The following is a 12,306-nucleotide window of genomic DNA, read 5'->3' as shown; positions in this document are numbered from 1 at the left end:
CTTGCTCACCGCCGGTGGGCGATGGCGATGCTCAGCGGGTGTGGATCGATACCGCGTAGTCGCCGTCGGTGAAGGGAGCTCGGCCCCACGTGGCGAACCGGTCGGTCAGCGTGAGCCCGGCCGCTGCGGTGTGTGCGTCGTAGTCGGTGATCCGGTAGCCGCGGTCGAGGCTGAAACCGGCGACGAGCAGGCCCGCGGGGCGCACGTGGCGGGCCACACCCGCCACGAGCGCTGCTTGGGCACCGGCCGACGTGAACAGCGGAACGTTGCCAGCCATGAGGACCACGTCGAAGGTCCGCCCGAGGGCGAGTTCGGCCAGATCAGCCTGTATCCAAGGGATCTCGGGGGCCAGGTGTCGGGCGGTGGTCAGCATCGAGCTGTCGAGGTCGGCTCCTACCACCTCGATGCCGTGCCGAGCCAGTTCGATGGCCACGCGGCCTGTCCCGCAGCCAGCGTCGAGGACGCTCGTGGGGGAGAAGGAGCGGACGAAGTCGGCCTCGCCGTGCACCTCCACCCCGGAAGCCGCCAGCGCATCGAAGTGCCGCTGGTAGTTGTTGCCGTCCCACTCGGCGGGTCCGTTCGGGGCGGTGCTGCGTCCGGTTCCTTCAGTCATGGTCCGATCTTCGCAATCACGTCGGGCTGGGTTGCGGTCTGGTGCCATGTCCGGCGGCTCGACCGGCACGGCGAGCGCGTCTGCCTCGGGTGACCCGCAAGTACCACCGACAAGCTTGCGCCGAGCTGGCTCTTGGTAGTACTTGCAGGTGATCGGCTCAGGCGACCGGTTCCTCGGGCTCTGCCCGTGCGGTTCGCGGGGTTGCGCCGACACCTGCCGAGTCGGCCTCCGGCGCCTTGCGCACGCGCTGCTCGGCTTCTAGCCGCTCTGCCTCCGCACCGCCGATCGCTTCGCCGCGGGCGACGAGCCCGGCGACGTCCGAGAGCGGGATCTGCTTGAGGAACAGGGCGAGGATGAAGGCGATGCCGATGAACGGCAGGAGGTACCAGAAGACCGGCGCGAGGGCATCGGCGTAGGCCGCGACCACGCCGTCGCGGAGCGGTTCGGGGAGCTGGTTCAGCGTCTTGGGATCGAGTGTCGCGGTGGCGATCGAGGCATCCGACGTCGAGGCGCCGCCGGTGGTGAAGACGCCGGTGAGGTTCTCGGTGAGGCGGGTGGTGAAGATCGTGCCGAACACCGCGGTGCCGAGCGCGCCGCCGACCTCGCGGAAGTAGTTGTTGGTGCTCGTCGCGGTGCCGATCATGGCGGCGGGGACCGCGTTCTGCACGACCAGCACGACCACCTGCATGATCAGTCCGAGTCCGGCGCCGAAGACGAACAGGTAGACGCAGATCAGCCAGATCGGGGTGTCGGCGGCGAGTGTCGTCATCAAGACCATGGCGGCGGCGGTGACGATCGTGCCGAGGATCGGGAAGATCCGGTACCGGCCGGTCTTGGTGATCGCGGTGCCCGAGGCGATCGACGTGCCGATGAGGCCGACCATCATCGGCAGGAGCAGCAGTCCGGAGGCGGCCGCCGAAGTCCCCGACGACATCTGGAGGAACGTCGGCACGAACCCGATGGCGGCGAACATGCCGAGGCCCAGCGCGAGGCCGATCGCGGTGGCGTTCACGAAGATCGGGTTGCGGAACAGGCTCAGCGGGATGATCGGGTCGGCGGCGCGAGCCTCGGTGACGACGAATGCGACCGTCGCCGCGAGCAGTCCGAGGCCCCAGGACCACGTCTCAAGCGCGCCCCAGCCGTGCGCCTTGTCACCGCCGAAATCGGTGAAGAAGATCAGGCACGTCGTGGCGATCGAGAGGAACACGACGCCGAGGACGTCGATCGGCTGGGTCGCCTTCTTGTTCGGCAGGGTCAGCGCCACGAGCGCGATGATGAATGCGGCGATGCCGACCGGGATGTTGATGTAGAACGCCCACTGCCAAGTGAGGTGGTCGACGAAGAACCCGCCGAGCAGCGGACCGCCGACGGCCGACAGGCCGAAGATGCCGCCGAGCGGGCCGAGGTACTTGCCGCGCTCGTTCGCCGGGACGATGTCGGCGATGATCGCCTGCGACAGGATCATGAGCCCGCCGCCGCCGAAGCCCTGCATGGCCCGGAACACCACGAACACCCAGAAGTCGGTGGCGAACGCGCAGCCCACCGAGGCGAGGGTGAACAGCGTGATCGCGACGAGGAACAGCCGACGGCGGCCGAGGACGTCGCCGAACTTGCCGTAGATCGGCATGACGATCGTGGTCGCGAGGAGGTAGGCGGTGGTGATCCACACCTGGTGCTCGACGCCGCCGAGATCGCCGACGATCGTCGGCATGGCGGTTGCGACGATCGTCTGATCGAGGCTGGAGAGCAGCATGCCCGCGATGAGCGCGCTGAAGATGATCCAGATCCGCCGCTGTGTCAGCAGTAACGGGGCGGGAGCGGTGGACGTCATGATTTCCGTTCGAGGTCGGGATTCGGTGCGAGGATGTCGCGGGCGGCGGCGAGCCGACTTGCGAGGATCTCCGCGAAGGGGTCGGTGTTCGTCAGGGTGAGGAACTCCCGCGCAGTCGCCCCGGTCAGGGCGCGGATGAGCTGCACGGCGGCGGCGGCGCGGAGATCGCCGGAAGCGAGGCCCTCGCGGTGCTCGACGAGTTCCACATCGGATTGTTCGTCGCGCAGCATTTTCTCCATGATCCGGGTGAAGAGCCGGGGCTCGCGTTCGAACGCGTTGAGGACGTCGCGGATGCTCTCGGCCGTGATGTCCGAGCGGTCCCAGCGCTGCACTGCCAACTCGGCGAGGTCGTCGAGCAGGGTTGGTGAGAGCCCGGTGCTCGCAGGATCACCGCGCGCCAGGAACCGGGCCTTGAGCGCGTCGTCATCCCCGCGTGCGGGAATTCCGAGGACGGCGTCGTCCTTCGAGGCGAAGTAGTTGAAGAAGGTGCGGCGGGAGATGTCGACCTGTTCGCAGACCTCCTCGATGGTGAACCCGGACAGCCCACGTTCCGCGGTCAGCCTGCGGCTGACGGAGGTCACCTGCGCAGCGGTCGCCGCCATGCGCCGCCTGCGCATGCTTGTTGCACGATTCATATCATAGTGCATTATTGCACTCTCGATCGAAGAGTGCACCAACGCCCGACGGCCTGCCGCGCCCGGTCAACGCTGCCCAAGCTCTGGAGCGGGGGATGGGGGTTTTGCAGGCGTTATCACAGGTGTGATAATTTGATCGCCATGACCACCCCCGCTGCTGCGTCCACCGCGTCGAAGCGCCGCATCGTCGACGCCGTGTTCCGGCTCGTCGCCCGCGGCGGGGTCGGTGAGGCGTCGCTTCGCAAGGTGGCCGAGGAGTCCGGGATCAACATCGGTTCGGTGCGGCACTACTTCGGCAGTCACGAGGGGCTGATGGTGGCCGCCGCCGAAGAGGTCGGCGCGCGCATGGCACGGCGGCTCCACGACGCGTTGCCGAAGACCGCCGGTCACTTGGACGTGGCCGGTCGGCGCGAGTTGATCGAGGCGGTGTGCCGTGCCGTACTGCCCGCGCCTGAGGGCGACCTCGCTGAGGCGATCGTGTTGATCGAGTTGATCACCGCGGCGCGGCTTCGCCCGGAGTTCCGGCCGCTTGCGGTTCGGATGGGCACCGATCTGCGCGCTGTCCTTCGCGAAACGCTGGAGGCAGCGCACGTCCCCGATCCCGGTGTGGAGGCGGAGCGGCTGACCGCACTGGTCGGCGGCTTGACCTTCGAACTGGTTTATCCGCACGGTTCGAACGATGGCGAGCTGATGGCCGAGGTGCTGCGCCGCCACATCGCTGGTCTGATCCCGGAGTAGTTCGACGGCCACCGCCACCGAACTCTCTGCTTTGCGCGCTTAGGAGCCAACCGCTGTGGGGCATGTTGAGTCGCAGAAAGTGCACTACGTTCTGCCGGACGGGCAGATGCTGCTGGACGATGTGTCTTTCCGGGTGGGCGACGGTGTCAAGGCGGCGCTGGTGGGTCCCAACGGTGCGGGGAAGTCGACGCTGCTTCGGTTGATCTCCGGCGATCTGGCGCCGACCGAGGGCAGCGTCACCCGCTCCGGCGGGCTCGGCGTGATGCGCCAGTTCATCGGCCACACCCGCGACGACTCGACGGTGCGGGACCTACTGGTGTCGTTGGCCGCGCCGCGGCTGCGCGCCGCGGCGGAAAACCTGGAGCGGGCGGAGAACCGCCTCATCGAGCACGATGACGACGCCGCGCAGCTGGCCTACGCGGAGGCGATCGTCGAGTACACCGACTCCAGCGGTTACGAGGCCGAGGTGCTCTGGGACCGCTGCTGCACCGCGGCGCTCGGCCTGCCCTACGACCGAGTTCGCTACCGCGAGTTGCGGCACCTCTCGGGCGGCCAGCAGAAGAAACTCGCCTTGGAAGCGCTGCTGCGGGGGCCGGACCAGGTACTCCTGCTGGATGAGCCGGACAACTACCTCGACGTGCCCGGCAAGCAGTGGTTGGAGGAACAGATCCGGGAAACGCCGAAGACCGTGCTGTTCGTGACGCACGACCGAGAACTGCTGCACCGAACCGCCAACCGCATCGTCACGGTGGAACTGGGTGCGGCTGGCAACCGCGTGTGGGTCCACGGTGGCGGATTCGCCAGCTACGACCGAGCCCGCGAGGATCGGGTGTCCAGATTGGACGAACTCCGCCGCCGATGGGATGAGGATCGGGCCAAGCTGGTCCGGTTGGTCAACGACCTCAAGCAGAAAGCGTCCTACAACGACGGCATGTCCGCCCGTTACCAAGCGGCACGAACACGTCTGCGCAAGTTCGAGGAGGCAGGTCCGCCGGAAGCGGTCCCGCGCGAGCAGCGGGTTCGCGTGCGGTTGCAGGGCGGGCGCACCGGCAAACGCGCGGTCGTCTGCGAGGACCTGGCGCTGGACGGGCTGACCAAGCCGTTCAACGCCGAGTTCCGCTACGGCGAGCGGATCGCGGTGCTGGGCGCCAACGGCACTGGCAAGTCCCACTTCCTGCGGCTGCTCGCCCGCGGCGGCAGCGACGACGTCCCGGTACCTGACCAGGAGGCGCTGACCCCGGTGTCGCACACCGGGACCGCGCGCCTGGGGGCGCGAGTGGTGCCCGGGATGTTCGCGCAGACGCACGAGCATCCCGAGTTCGCCGGGCGCACGCTCCTGGACCTGCTCATCGGCGGTGGGCAGCGCCGTTCGGGCATGTCGCGCGAGGAAGCCAGCCGCGCCTTGGCGCGGTACGACATGGTGCGGACCGCACAGCGACCGTTCGACACGTTGTCCGGGGGGCAGCAGGCGAGGTTCCAGATCCTGTTGCTGGAAATCGAAGGCGCCAACCTGCTGCTGCTCGACGAGCCCACGGACAACCTGGACCTGATCTCGGCGGACGCCCTGCAAACCGGCCTGGACGAGTTCGCGGGCACGGTGCTCGCCGTGACCCACGACCGGTGGTTCGCCCGCTCGTTCGACCGGTTCCTGGTGTTCCACGCCGACGGGCGAGTGCGGGAATCCGACGAACCGGTGTGGAGCGAGTAGTCCGCCGCACCTCCTTGCGACCGCCTCGCGGCCCTATCGAGAAAGTCCTTGCACGCTCGGGATTTCGGCTGCCGCGCGGGTCTGAGGTGATGATTCCCGGGCTGGGCTGATCCTCGGTCGATGGAACGCCGCAACCGGTATCCACGCCCGGCTTGATCATTTCTGCTACAGTCCTCTAGTGTGCTAGCTGTATAGAACAATTTGGGCGGGTGGGTGTGTGGAGTTCCGGGTGGATCGGGCCGGGGGTATGCCGCCGTATCGGCAGCTGATGCTGCAGGTCCGGGACGCGGTGCGGTTGGGGTGGCTCAAGCCGGGAGATCGCCTGCCGACGGCACGGGAGGTGGTGGCCGCGAGCGGGGTGAACCAGCACACCGTGCTCAAGGCCTACCGGGAACTCGAACTCGCCGGGGTGCTTGAGGTGCGCCAGGGGTCGGGCACCTTCGTCAAGGACTCGGCAGGCACGTCCGCGGGCGCGGGGGTGCTGACCGAGTTGCAGCAACAACTGGAGAACTGGGTGCGGATCGCACACCAGGCGGGATTGGACGACGAGGACATGAAAGCACTGCTGAGTGCCGCGCTCGCGCGGAAAGTGAGCAAGAAATGACTACCGGCGTTGAGGTGGAGTCGGCTTCTGCCGCCCGTGGGGATAGTGGATTCGCGATCGCCGTCGAGGGGCTGGGCAAGGAGTATCGGCGGTTGTGGCGAGGCGGGTCGACCTGGGCGTTGCGGGACTGCACGTTTCAGATACCGGCCGGGCGGGTCGCTGCGCTGGTCGGTCACAACGGGGCCGGGAAGACCACGCTGCTCAGCGTGCTGGCCGGGCTGCTCGCCCCGACCCAGGGCACGGCGAGCATCGACGGGATCGCCGCAATGGCCACCCAGGGCGCCTGCCAGGGCCGGGTGTCGTTCGTCGCGCAGGACAAGCCGCTGTATCGGCGTCTCGACGCGACCGCGATGTTGCAGATCGCCGCCCGATTCAACCGCGTCTGGGACTCCCGGCGCGCGCGGCGGTGGCTGGAGCGGTTCGAGATTCCGCTGGACCGACCCTGTGGCAGGCTTTCCGGTGGCCAGCAGGCTCAGGTGTCCTTCGCGCTGGCCTTGGGTGCGTGCCCGTCAGTGCTGCTGCTGGACGAGCCGCTGGCCAACCTCGACCCGCTGGCCCGCCGTGAGGTCACCCGCGAGTTGCTCGCCGAGGCGGCCGACACCGGGATGACGGTGCTGCTGTCCACCCACGTGATCGCGGAACTCGGCGGCGTGGCCGACTATCTGCTGCTGCTCGCCCGTGGGGCGTTGCTGGCCGAGGGGGCCGTTGATGACATTTTGGACAGTCACCGGTGCTACCTGGGGCCGCGCGCCGACGCCCCGCCTGTTCCCGGTCAGGTCGTACACGCCGGGCACACCGGCCAGCAGTCCACGTTCCTGGTCCGGACCACATCCCACGACCGGTTACCGCCGATCAGCCCGCCCTGGACCAGTCGCGAGGTGACGCTGGAGGACTTCGTGTTGGCGCATCTGGAAAACAGCAGGGACGCAGGGCAGGAGGCCGCAGCATGACCACCGCGACCGTGTCACCGGACACCACTACCAGCCGGGGTCCCAGTGTTGTCGATCTGGCCTGGGTGGCCTGGCGGCAGCACCGCGGGCTGATCATCCTCACGGCACTCGCGGTGGCCGTGGGCACCGCTTGGTGTTTGTGGGCCTACAGCCGCGCCGGTAGCCTGCCGCCCTGCGACGTGAACGGCTGCCTCGATGGGGAGGACTCCGCCCGAGAACTGTATTCTCTGGCGCAGCAGGCCACGTACCTGGCGTACGGAGTCGCAGCGTTCTCCGGAGTGGTCGCCGCGTTCTGGGGTGCACCGCTGCTCGCCAGGGAATTCGAGCAGCGCACGCACTTGTGGGCCTGGACCCAGGATGTGTCCCCGGTCCGCTGGCTGCTCACCCGAATCCTGTTCCTCGGTGCGGTGATCACGCTGCTCAGCGTCGTGCTGGCAACCACCACCTCGGCACTGGCACGACGAGTGCACAGCTTCAGCGACTGGGTGATTCCGCCGTTCGCAACTGTCGGTTTCGAGCTCTCGATACCGGTGCAACTGGGCTACGCACTGTTCGGCTTCTCCCTCGGGCTCGCGCTCAGCGCGCTGACCCGCCGAACCGTGGCATCGATGGGCATCACCTTGATCGTGTTCACCGCGGCGCGCGTATTCATCGCAACCGTGGCTCGCCCGTCCTACGTTGCCCCGGTACGGCAGACCACCTCGCTGGAAGGCCCGTATCCAGGCATCGCTCTCGGTGCGGACGTCATGCACCTCGACGCTGGTTACCTCGACACCGCGGGCAATACCGTGTCCTACTCGTCTCCGGCTTACGACGGGTGCAGTCGCGTCGCCAGCAATTCCCCTTCCCCGGACACCTACCAAGCCATCCTGAACAGTTGCCTCACCGACCACGGCGTCATCCACCGCTACGCCGACTACCAACCCGCGGACCGGCTGCTCACCTTCCAGCTCATCGAAACCGGGATCTTCCTCGCGCTCGCCGCGGCCCTACTCGCCGTGACCTGGCTCCGAATCCGCAAATCCACCACGATCTGACCGGGCCACGGTCAGATCGTGCCGCCACACTTGGGGGCTGGCGCGCGCCAGCCCCCAAGTCCAACTTTCCGTTGCACAGGGCGCTTTTCAGCCACTGCCTCACAAGTATCTGGAGACCGACGAACGCAGCATCGGTCTCGGGGATTGTTGCAGGCGTAGCGCTACCAGTAGCAGGAGCGCAGCGCTTGTTGCCGAGCCGATCGTGAATCCCGCGGCCAATACCGTGATGATGCCGCCAATGGCGATGACCACACCGGCTGCGGCGAATCCGGGCGTGCGGCGAGCGGCCCCGGTGGTCCCGCGCTCGAACCGGCCCAGCCAGGCGGCGAGCGGGATGAGGACCAGTGCGATTCCAGCCAGCCACATGCCGCGGGTCAGCCACCACGCGGCGCCGAGCGGCTCCGGCCACGGAAATCCCAGCGCCAGCAGTATGGCGGCGAGCAGCACCAGTGCGGGCATGTGCCAGAGATAAATGGTCAGCGAGTGCTTGCAGATCGCGTCGACGCACGAGCGCAGGCCCGGTCGACTCATGAGGACCGCGAGGCGTGCGGCGACGAGTGATTGCAGGCATATCTGGACGACACCGAGCAGCACCAGGTTGCTGGTCGGCGGGTTGAGGTTGGCCAGCATGTCGGCGGGGTAAGGTCCGGCGGCCGTGCTGGTCACCAGCAGCGCGAACGCACCGGAAGCCATGGCCAGCAGTTGACCGTTCGACCGAAACCGGAACCAGCCGTCGGCGTACCAGAAACCGATCTGCTGGATGGCCAGCCAGACGAACGCGAGATTGCAGAACCCGATCTCCGGCGAATCGGTGGCGATCGACAGCAGATCGACGCCGAGTGCGAGCGCGACGAGCAGCGCCAGCGTTGCTCGCGGCGCTCGCTCGTGCTGTCGGCACAGCAGCGGGACCAGTGCGGAAGTCCCCAGGTAGACGCCGATGAACCACATCGGTTGGCTCATCCGGAACCCGACTTGCGCGAGTAGGCCCGGCGAGACCCCGGCCGCGTTCGCCACCGCCAGCGCGCCTGCGATCGCCGCGAAGGCGACGAGTGCGGGCCGGGCGAGCCGGGTGAGGCGAGTCCGGACGAAATCGGCTGGCGTCGCACCGGCGGCGCGCATTCGGCGCCACTGCGTAATTCCGGCGAATCCGCCGACAATGAAGAACAACGGCATTACCTGGATGATCCAGGAGACCGGGACAAACCATTTCTGGTTTTCGAAAGCATTCGTGATCTGAATGCCCGAGGCGGTGACCTCGATGCCCGCCATCATGGCGTGCAGGACGACAACGACAACCAGGCAAGCGGATCGGACCAGGTCGAGAACCCGGTCGCGGGCCGGTCCTGGGCCGGTAGTCGACTCCGGTGTCGGTGCGACAGGTGTGCGCAGAACGGCCACTGTGGCTTCTCCCGTGAAAAGGTCCGGACGAGTTCCGGGCCGGAAAAGCGTATGTATTCAGCGGCTGTGATCGCGTCCGTCCTGGGAGCGCATTGAAGACCCCTACCACGGTAGGGGGTCAGGTGAACTCTCCATCCCCGGTGCTACGGGCCCCTCATGCGCCTGGGGAGACCAGCCCGCATTCGTAGGCGGCGATGACGGCCTGCACCCGGTCGCGGATTCCCAGCTTGCCGATGATGCGGCTGACGTGGCTTTTCACGGTCTGCTCGGAGATGAACAACGCACCGGCGATCTCGTTGTTCGAAAGTCCTTGCGCCACGCGGACCAGTACCTCGCGCTCCCGCTGGGTGAGCGCTGAGAGCTGCGGTGCGGTGGACTGGCGCGGTGGGGCCGACCGGGCGAAGTGCTCGATCATCCGGCGCGTCACCGTGGGCGCCAGCAGCGCCTCGCCACCGGCGATCACGCGCACCGCCGAAACCAGATCGGCAGGCAGCGCATCCTTGAGCAGGAAGCCGCTGGCCCCCGCCCGGATCGCCTCGTACACGTAGTCGTCGATGTCGAAGGTCGTCAGCATCAGCACGCGGGGCACGTGCGCGGCGGGTGCGGGCTGGTTCATCAGGTGCCGCGTTGTGTCGATCCCGTTGAGCACCGGCATCCGCACATCCATCACGACGACGTCCGGGTGGTGGGTGCGGGCGATTTCGATCGCGCGGGCGCCGTTGTCCGCCTCGCCGACCACGTCGATGTCGGGCTGGGCGTCGAGCAGGGCGGCGAACCCGGCCCGCACCATTGCCTGGTCGTCGACGACGAGCACCTTGATGGTCACTGGATTTCCCGCTCCTGCGAATCGTTACCCGTGTGGTTCAGTGGAAGAACCGCTCGCACCTCGTAGCCACCGTCGCCAGTGTGTCCGAAGTGGACAGATCCGTTGACGATCGCGGCCCGCTCTTGCATGCCGACGAGACCGTGCCCACCGCCCTGCACCGGGTTCACCACCCGGTCCGGGGCGCTGTTGCGCACGGTGATCGTCAGCACTCCGCCGGATCGGGCGAAACGCACCTCGGTCCGCGCGCCAGGGGCGTGCCTGGTCACGTTGCTCAACGCTTCCTGCACGATGCGAAACGCCGCGATGCCCGCGATCTCCGTGCCCGTTGCGTCTTCCAACAACTCCGTGCCGTGCGCGGAAACGTCCACGCCTGCGCGGCCTGCGCTGTCGATCAGCTCTGGAATGCGGGCCAGGCCGGGCTGCGGAACCAGCTCACCGCCGGTCTGGCCGTCCCGCAGCACCCCCAGCACGCCACGCATCTCGCGCAACGCCCGCCGTGACGCCGCTGCCATTTCGTCGAACTCCGCGGCGAGACGTGGATCGAGGCCCGGGTGCCGGTACTGCGCGGTGGTCGCCTGCACGTTGATGAGCGACATGCTGTGCGCGATCACATCGTGCAGCTCGCGGGCGATCCGCGTCTTCTCCTCGGCTACCACCCGCTTGGCGTGCTCGGCGGCGCTGAGCCTGCGTTCCTGCACGAGCTGCGAGGAGATCTGCCGCCACTGCCGCACCACCAGCGTGCCGCCGAACGCACCACCGGTGACCGCGCCGAACAGGAAGAGGTTTCCCGCCACGGCATCCGCCGACACGCCTTGCGGTGCGAGCACGGCGCCTCCGGTAGCTGCCACGACACCACCGAGCCAGCACCGCAGGCCGGTCGGCCATGCTTGGTGCGCGCCGAGCACGATGATCAGCAGCCCCTGGCCGATCAGCGTCGTCACCGAGACCGGCCAGATAGTCGTGGGATCGTCGCCGCGGGCCGCCATCGCCAGCAGGAAAACGGCTGAACAGGAGATGACGGTGGCGGACCGCGGGTAGAAGAGCGCGATGCCGACCGATCCGGCGTGGGCGATGCCGAGCAGGAACGCGATTGCCAGCGGCATCCCGAATACCGCGGCGTTGAGCGGGATCGCCACGGCCGCCAGCGACAGGGCGAGAACGCCGAGCGCGGCCGCGAACCAGACAACGGGCTTCACCTGGGGTCGCGGTGGCCCATCCGGATCGCGCCTGCGCTTGGATTTCGCCATCTGGGAAGGTCCAACTCCGCTGGTCGTAGTGGTCTTCGGTGAGGATATCCGCTGCGATCGGCACGCCGAATTGTCGATTTCGTCGTGAATGTGGTGGTCGGCACGCGACGATGCCTTGCGCTTGTTGCGGGAGATCGGGGATCTCGCGAGCCGACCTGCCGTCTGGTCAGCCGTGGTCGCCGTCGACGTAGAACCAGGTCTTGTCGGTGCGCGTGAAGCGGCTGTGCTCGGTGAGCGTCCCCGCTTTACCGTGCAGTCGGTAGTGGGCCCGGAAACGTACGGTGCCTTCGCTGTCGAACAGTCCGCCGCCGGTGCGGTCGAGGATGTCGAGGCGGACCCAGCTCTGCTCGGGATCGAGGCTGAGCTCGGCTGGACGGGTTGTGGGATGCCAGGTCTTGAGCAGGTATGCCGCATCGCCGACGGCGAACGCCGAGTAGCGCGAGCGCATGAGTTGTTCAGCCGTGGCCGCTCGACGCTTGCTGGCGTGCAAAGGTGCGCAGCACTCGGCGAACGGCTCGCCGAGTCCACACGGGCAGAGATGGATCGCGCTCACCTGCGAAGTTTCTCATCCGTGTCGCCCACGGAGGTGCCCACCCTGCGCGCCGCGTCACGTGTTCCAGGTACTCCTGCGTCCGGCGTCGGGGGAGAACCCGCAGACTCCGCTCCTCCCTGCTCGGGGTGGATGCCCAGGTATTCCCCCGCGACTTCGCGGGTCTGGT

Annotated in this window: 12 protein-coding genes; 5 read left to right on the top strand and 7 right to left on the bottom strand. The window is 67.7% G+C overall.

Annotated features, from left to right (window positions below; translation table 11 throughout):
- Window positions 1-31 precede the first annotated feature (31 nt).
- From ACTWQN_RS18235 to ACTWQN_RS18225, 3 genes are all read right to left on the bottom strand, one after another.
- A complete protein-coding gene (locus ACTWQN_RS18235) occupies window positions 32-613 on the bottom strand; it encodes a class I SAM-dependent methyltransferase (RefSeq protein WP_443204690.1) in 582 nt (193 codons plus the stop codon).
- Window positions 614-770: 157 nt separating this feature from the next.
- Window positions 771-2,444 carry an MDR family MFS transporter gene (locus tag ACTWQN_RS18230; RefSeq protein ID WP_443204689.1) on the bottom strand — a complete coding sequence of 558 codons (1,674 nt, stop codon included), beginning with the start codon at window positions 2,442-2,444 and terminating at the stop codon, window positions 771-773.
- Complete coding sequence (locus ACTWQN_RS18225; RefSeq protein WP_443204688.1) at window positions 2,441-3,046, bottom strand: TetR/AcrR family transcriptional regulator; 606 nt, start codon at window positions 3,044-3,046, stop codon at window positions 2,441-2,443. Before ACTWQN_RS18225 ends, ACTWQN_RS18230 begins: the two co-directional genes overlap by 4 nt.
- A 174-nt stretch (window positions 3,047-3,220) precedes the next feature.
- Here ACTWQN_RS18225 and ACTWQN_RS18220 point away from each other — a divergent pair, with 174 nt between their 5' ends.
- From ACTWQN_RS18220 to ACTWQN_RS18200, 5 genes are all read left to right on the top strand, one after another.
- Window positions 3,221-3,817: a TetR/AcrR family transcriptional regulator gene (locus ACTWQN_RS18220; RefSeq protein WP_443204687.1), complete on the top strand. Its 597-nt coding sequence runs from the start codon at window positions 3,221-3,223 to the stop codon at window positions 3,815-3,817.
- Window positions 3,818-3,872: 55 nt separating this feature from the next.
- Entirely contained in the window at window positions 3,873-5,525 is a 1,653-nt protein-coding gene (locus ACTWQN_RS18215; RefSeq protein ID WP_443204686.1) for an ABC-F family ATP-binding cassette domain-containing protein, read from the top strand.
- Between the two features lie 229 nt (window positions 5,526-5,754).
- Window positions 5,755-6,129 (top strand): GntR family transcriptional regulator, encoded by a 375-nt coding sequence (locus ACTWQN_RS18210; RefSeq protein ID WP_443204685.1) that lies wholly within the window; start codon window positions 5,755-5,757, stop codon window positions 6,127-6,129.
- A complete protein-coding gene (locus tag ACTWQN_RS18205; RefSeq protein WP_443204684.1) occupies window positions 6,126-7,079 on the top strand; it encodes an ABC transporter ATP-binding protein in 954 nt (317 codons plus the stop codon). The genes ACTWQN_RS18210 and ACTWQN_RS18205 overlap by 4 nt, the downstream gene beginning before the upstream one ends.
- The gene (locus ACTWQN_RS18200; RefSeq protein WP_443204683.1) at window positions 7,076-8,116 is read left to right on the top strand and encodes an ABC transporter permease; all 1,041 of its coding nucleotides are present in this window, start codon (window positions 7,076-7,078) and stop codon (window positions 8,114-8,116) included. Before ACTWQN_RS18205 ends, ACTWQN_RS18200 begins: the two co-directional genes overlap by 4 nt.
- A 99-nt stretch (window positions 8,117-8,215) precedes the next feature.
- Here the strand turns inward: ACTWQN_RS18200 and ACTWQN_RS18195 are convergent, their stop codons facing one another.
- The 4 genes from ACTWQN_RS18195 to ACTWQN_RS18180 all read right to left on the bottom strand — a co-directional run bounded on the left by ACTWQN_RS18195 (window position 8,216) and on the right by ACTWQN_RS18180 (window position 12,140).
- Window positions 8,216-9,514 (bottom strand): acyltransferase family protein, encoded by a 1,299-nt coding sequence (locus ACTWQN_RS18195; protein ID WP_443204682.1) that lies wholly within the window; start codon window positions 9,512-9,514, stop codon window positions 8,216-8,218.
- Window positions 9,515-9,668: 154 nt separating this feature from the next.
- Window positions 9,669-10,340: a response regulator gene (locus tag ACTWQN_RS18190; RefSeq protein ID WP_443204681.1), complete on the bottom strand. Its 672-nt coding sequence runs from the start codon at window positions 10,338-10,340 to the stop codon at window positions 9,669-9,671.
- Window positions 10,337-11,536 (bottom strand): sensor histidine kinase, encoded by a 1,200-nt coding sequence (locus tag ACTWQN_RS18185; protein ID WP_443204680.1) that lies wholly within the window; start codon window positions 11,534-11,536, stop codon window positions 10,337-10,339. The genes ACTWQN_RS18190 and ACTWQN_RS18185 overlap by 4 nt, the downstream gene beginning before the upstream one ends.
- Before the next feature lie 217 nt (window positions 11,537-11,753).
- Window positions 11,754-12,140 carry a YchJ family protein gene (locus tag ACTWQN_RS18180; RefSeq protein ID WP_443204679.1) on the bottom strand — a complete coding sequence of 129 codons (387 nt, stop codon included), beginning with the start codon at window positions 12,138-12,140 and terminating at the stop codon, window positions 11,754-11,756.
- Window positions 12,141-12,306 lie beyond the last annotated feature (166 nt).

Source organism: Saccharopolyspora antiqui (assembly GCF_052246905.1).
Classification (GTDB): domain Bacteria; phylum Actinomycetota; class Actinomycetes; order Mycobacteriales; family Pseudonocardiaceae; genus Saccharopolyspora.
This window is presented reverse-complemented; position numbering and strand designations above follow the sequence as displayed.

Excerpts from the sequence above, each read along its gene's own strand:
- ACTWQN_RS18205 (WP_443204684.1), top strand. The coding sequence starts at position 6,126 with ATGACTACCGGCGTTGAGGTGGAGTCGGCTTCTGCCGCCCGTGGGGAT.
- ACTWQN_RS18230 (WP_443204689.1), bottom strand. The coding sequence starts at position 2,444 with ATGACGTCCACCGCTCCCGCCCCGTTACTGCTGACACAGCGGCGGATC.
- ACTWQN_RS18225 (WP_443204688.1), bottom strand. The coding sequence starts at position 3,046 with ATGGCGGCGACCGCTGCGCAGGTGACCTCCGTCAGCCGCAGGCTGACC.
- ACTWQN_RS18200 (WP_443204683.1), top strand. The coding sequence starts at position 7,076 with ATGACCACCGCGACCGTGTCACCGGACACCACTACCAGCCGGGGTCCC.
- ACTWQN_RS18235 (WP_443204690.1), bottom strand. The coding sequence starts at position 613 with ATGACTGAAGGAACCGGACGCAGCACCGCCCCGAACGGACCCGCCGAG.
- ACTWQN_RS18220 (WP_443204687.1), top strand. The coding sequence starts at position 3,221 with ATGACCACCCCCGCTGCTGCGTCCACCGCGTCGAAGCGCCGCATCGTC.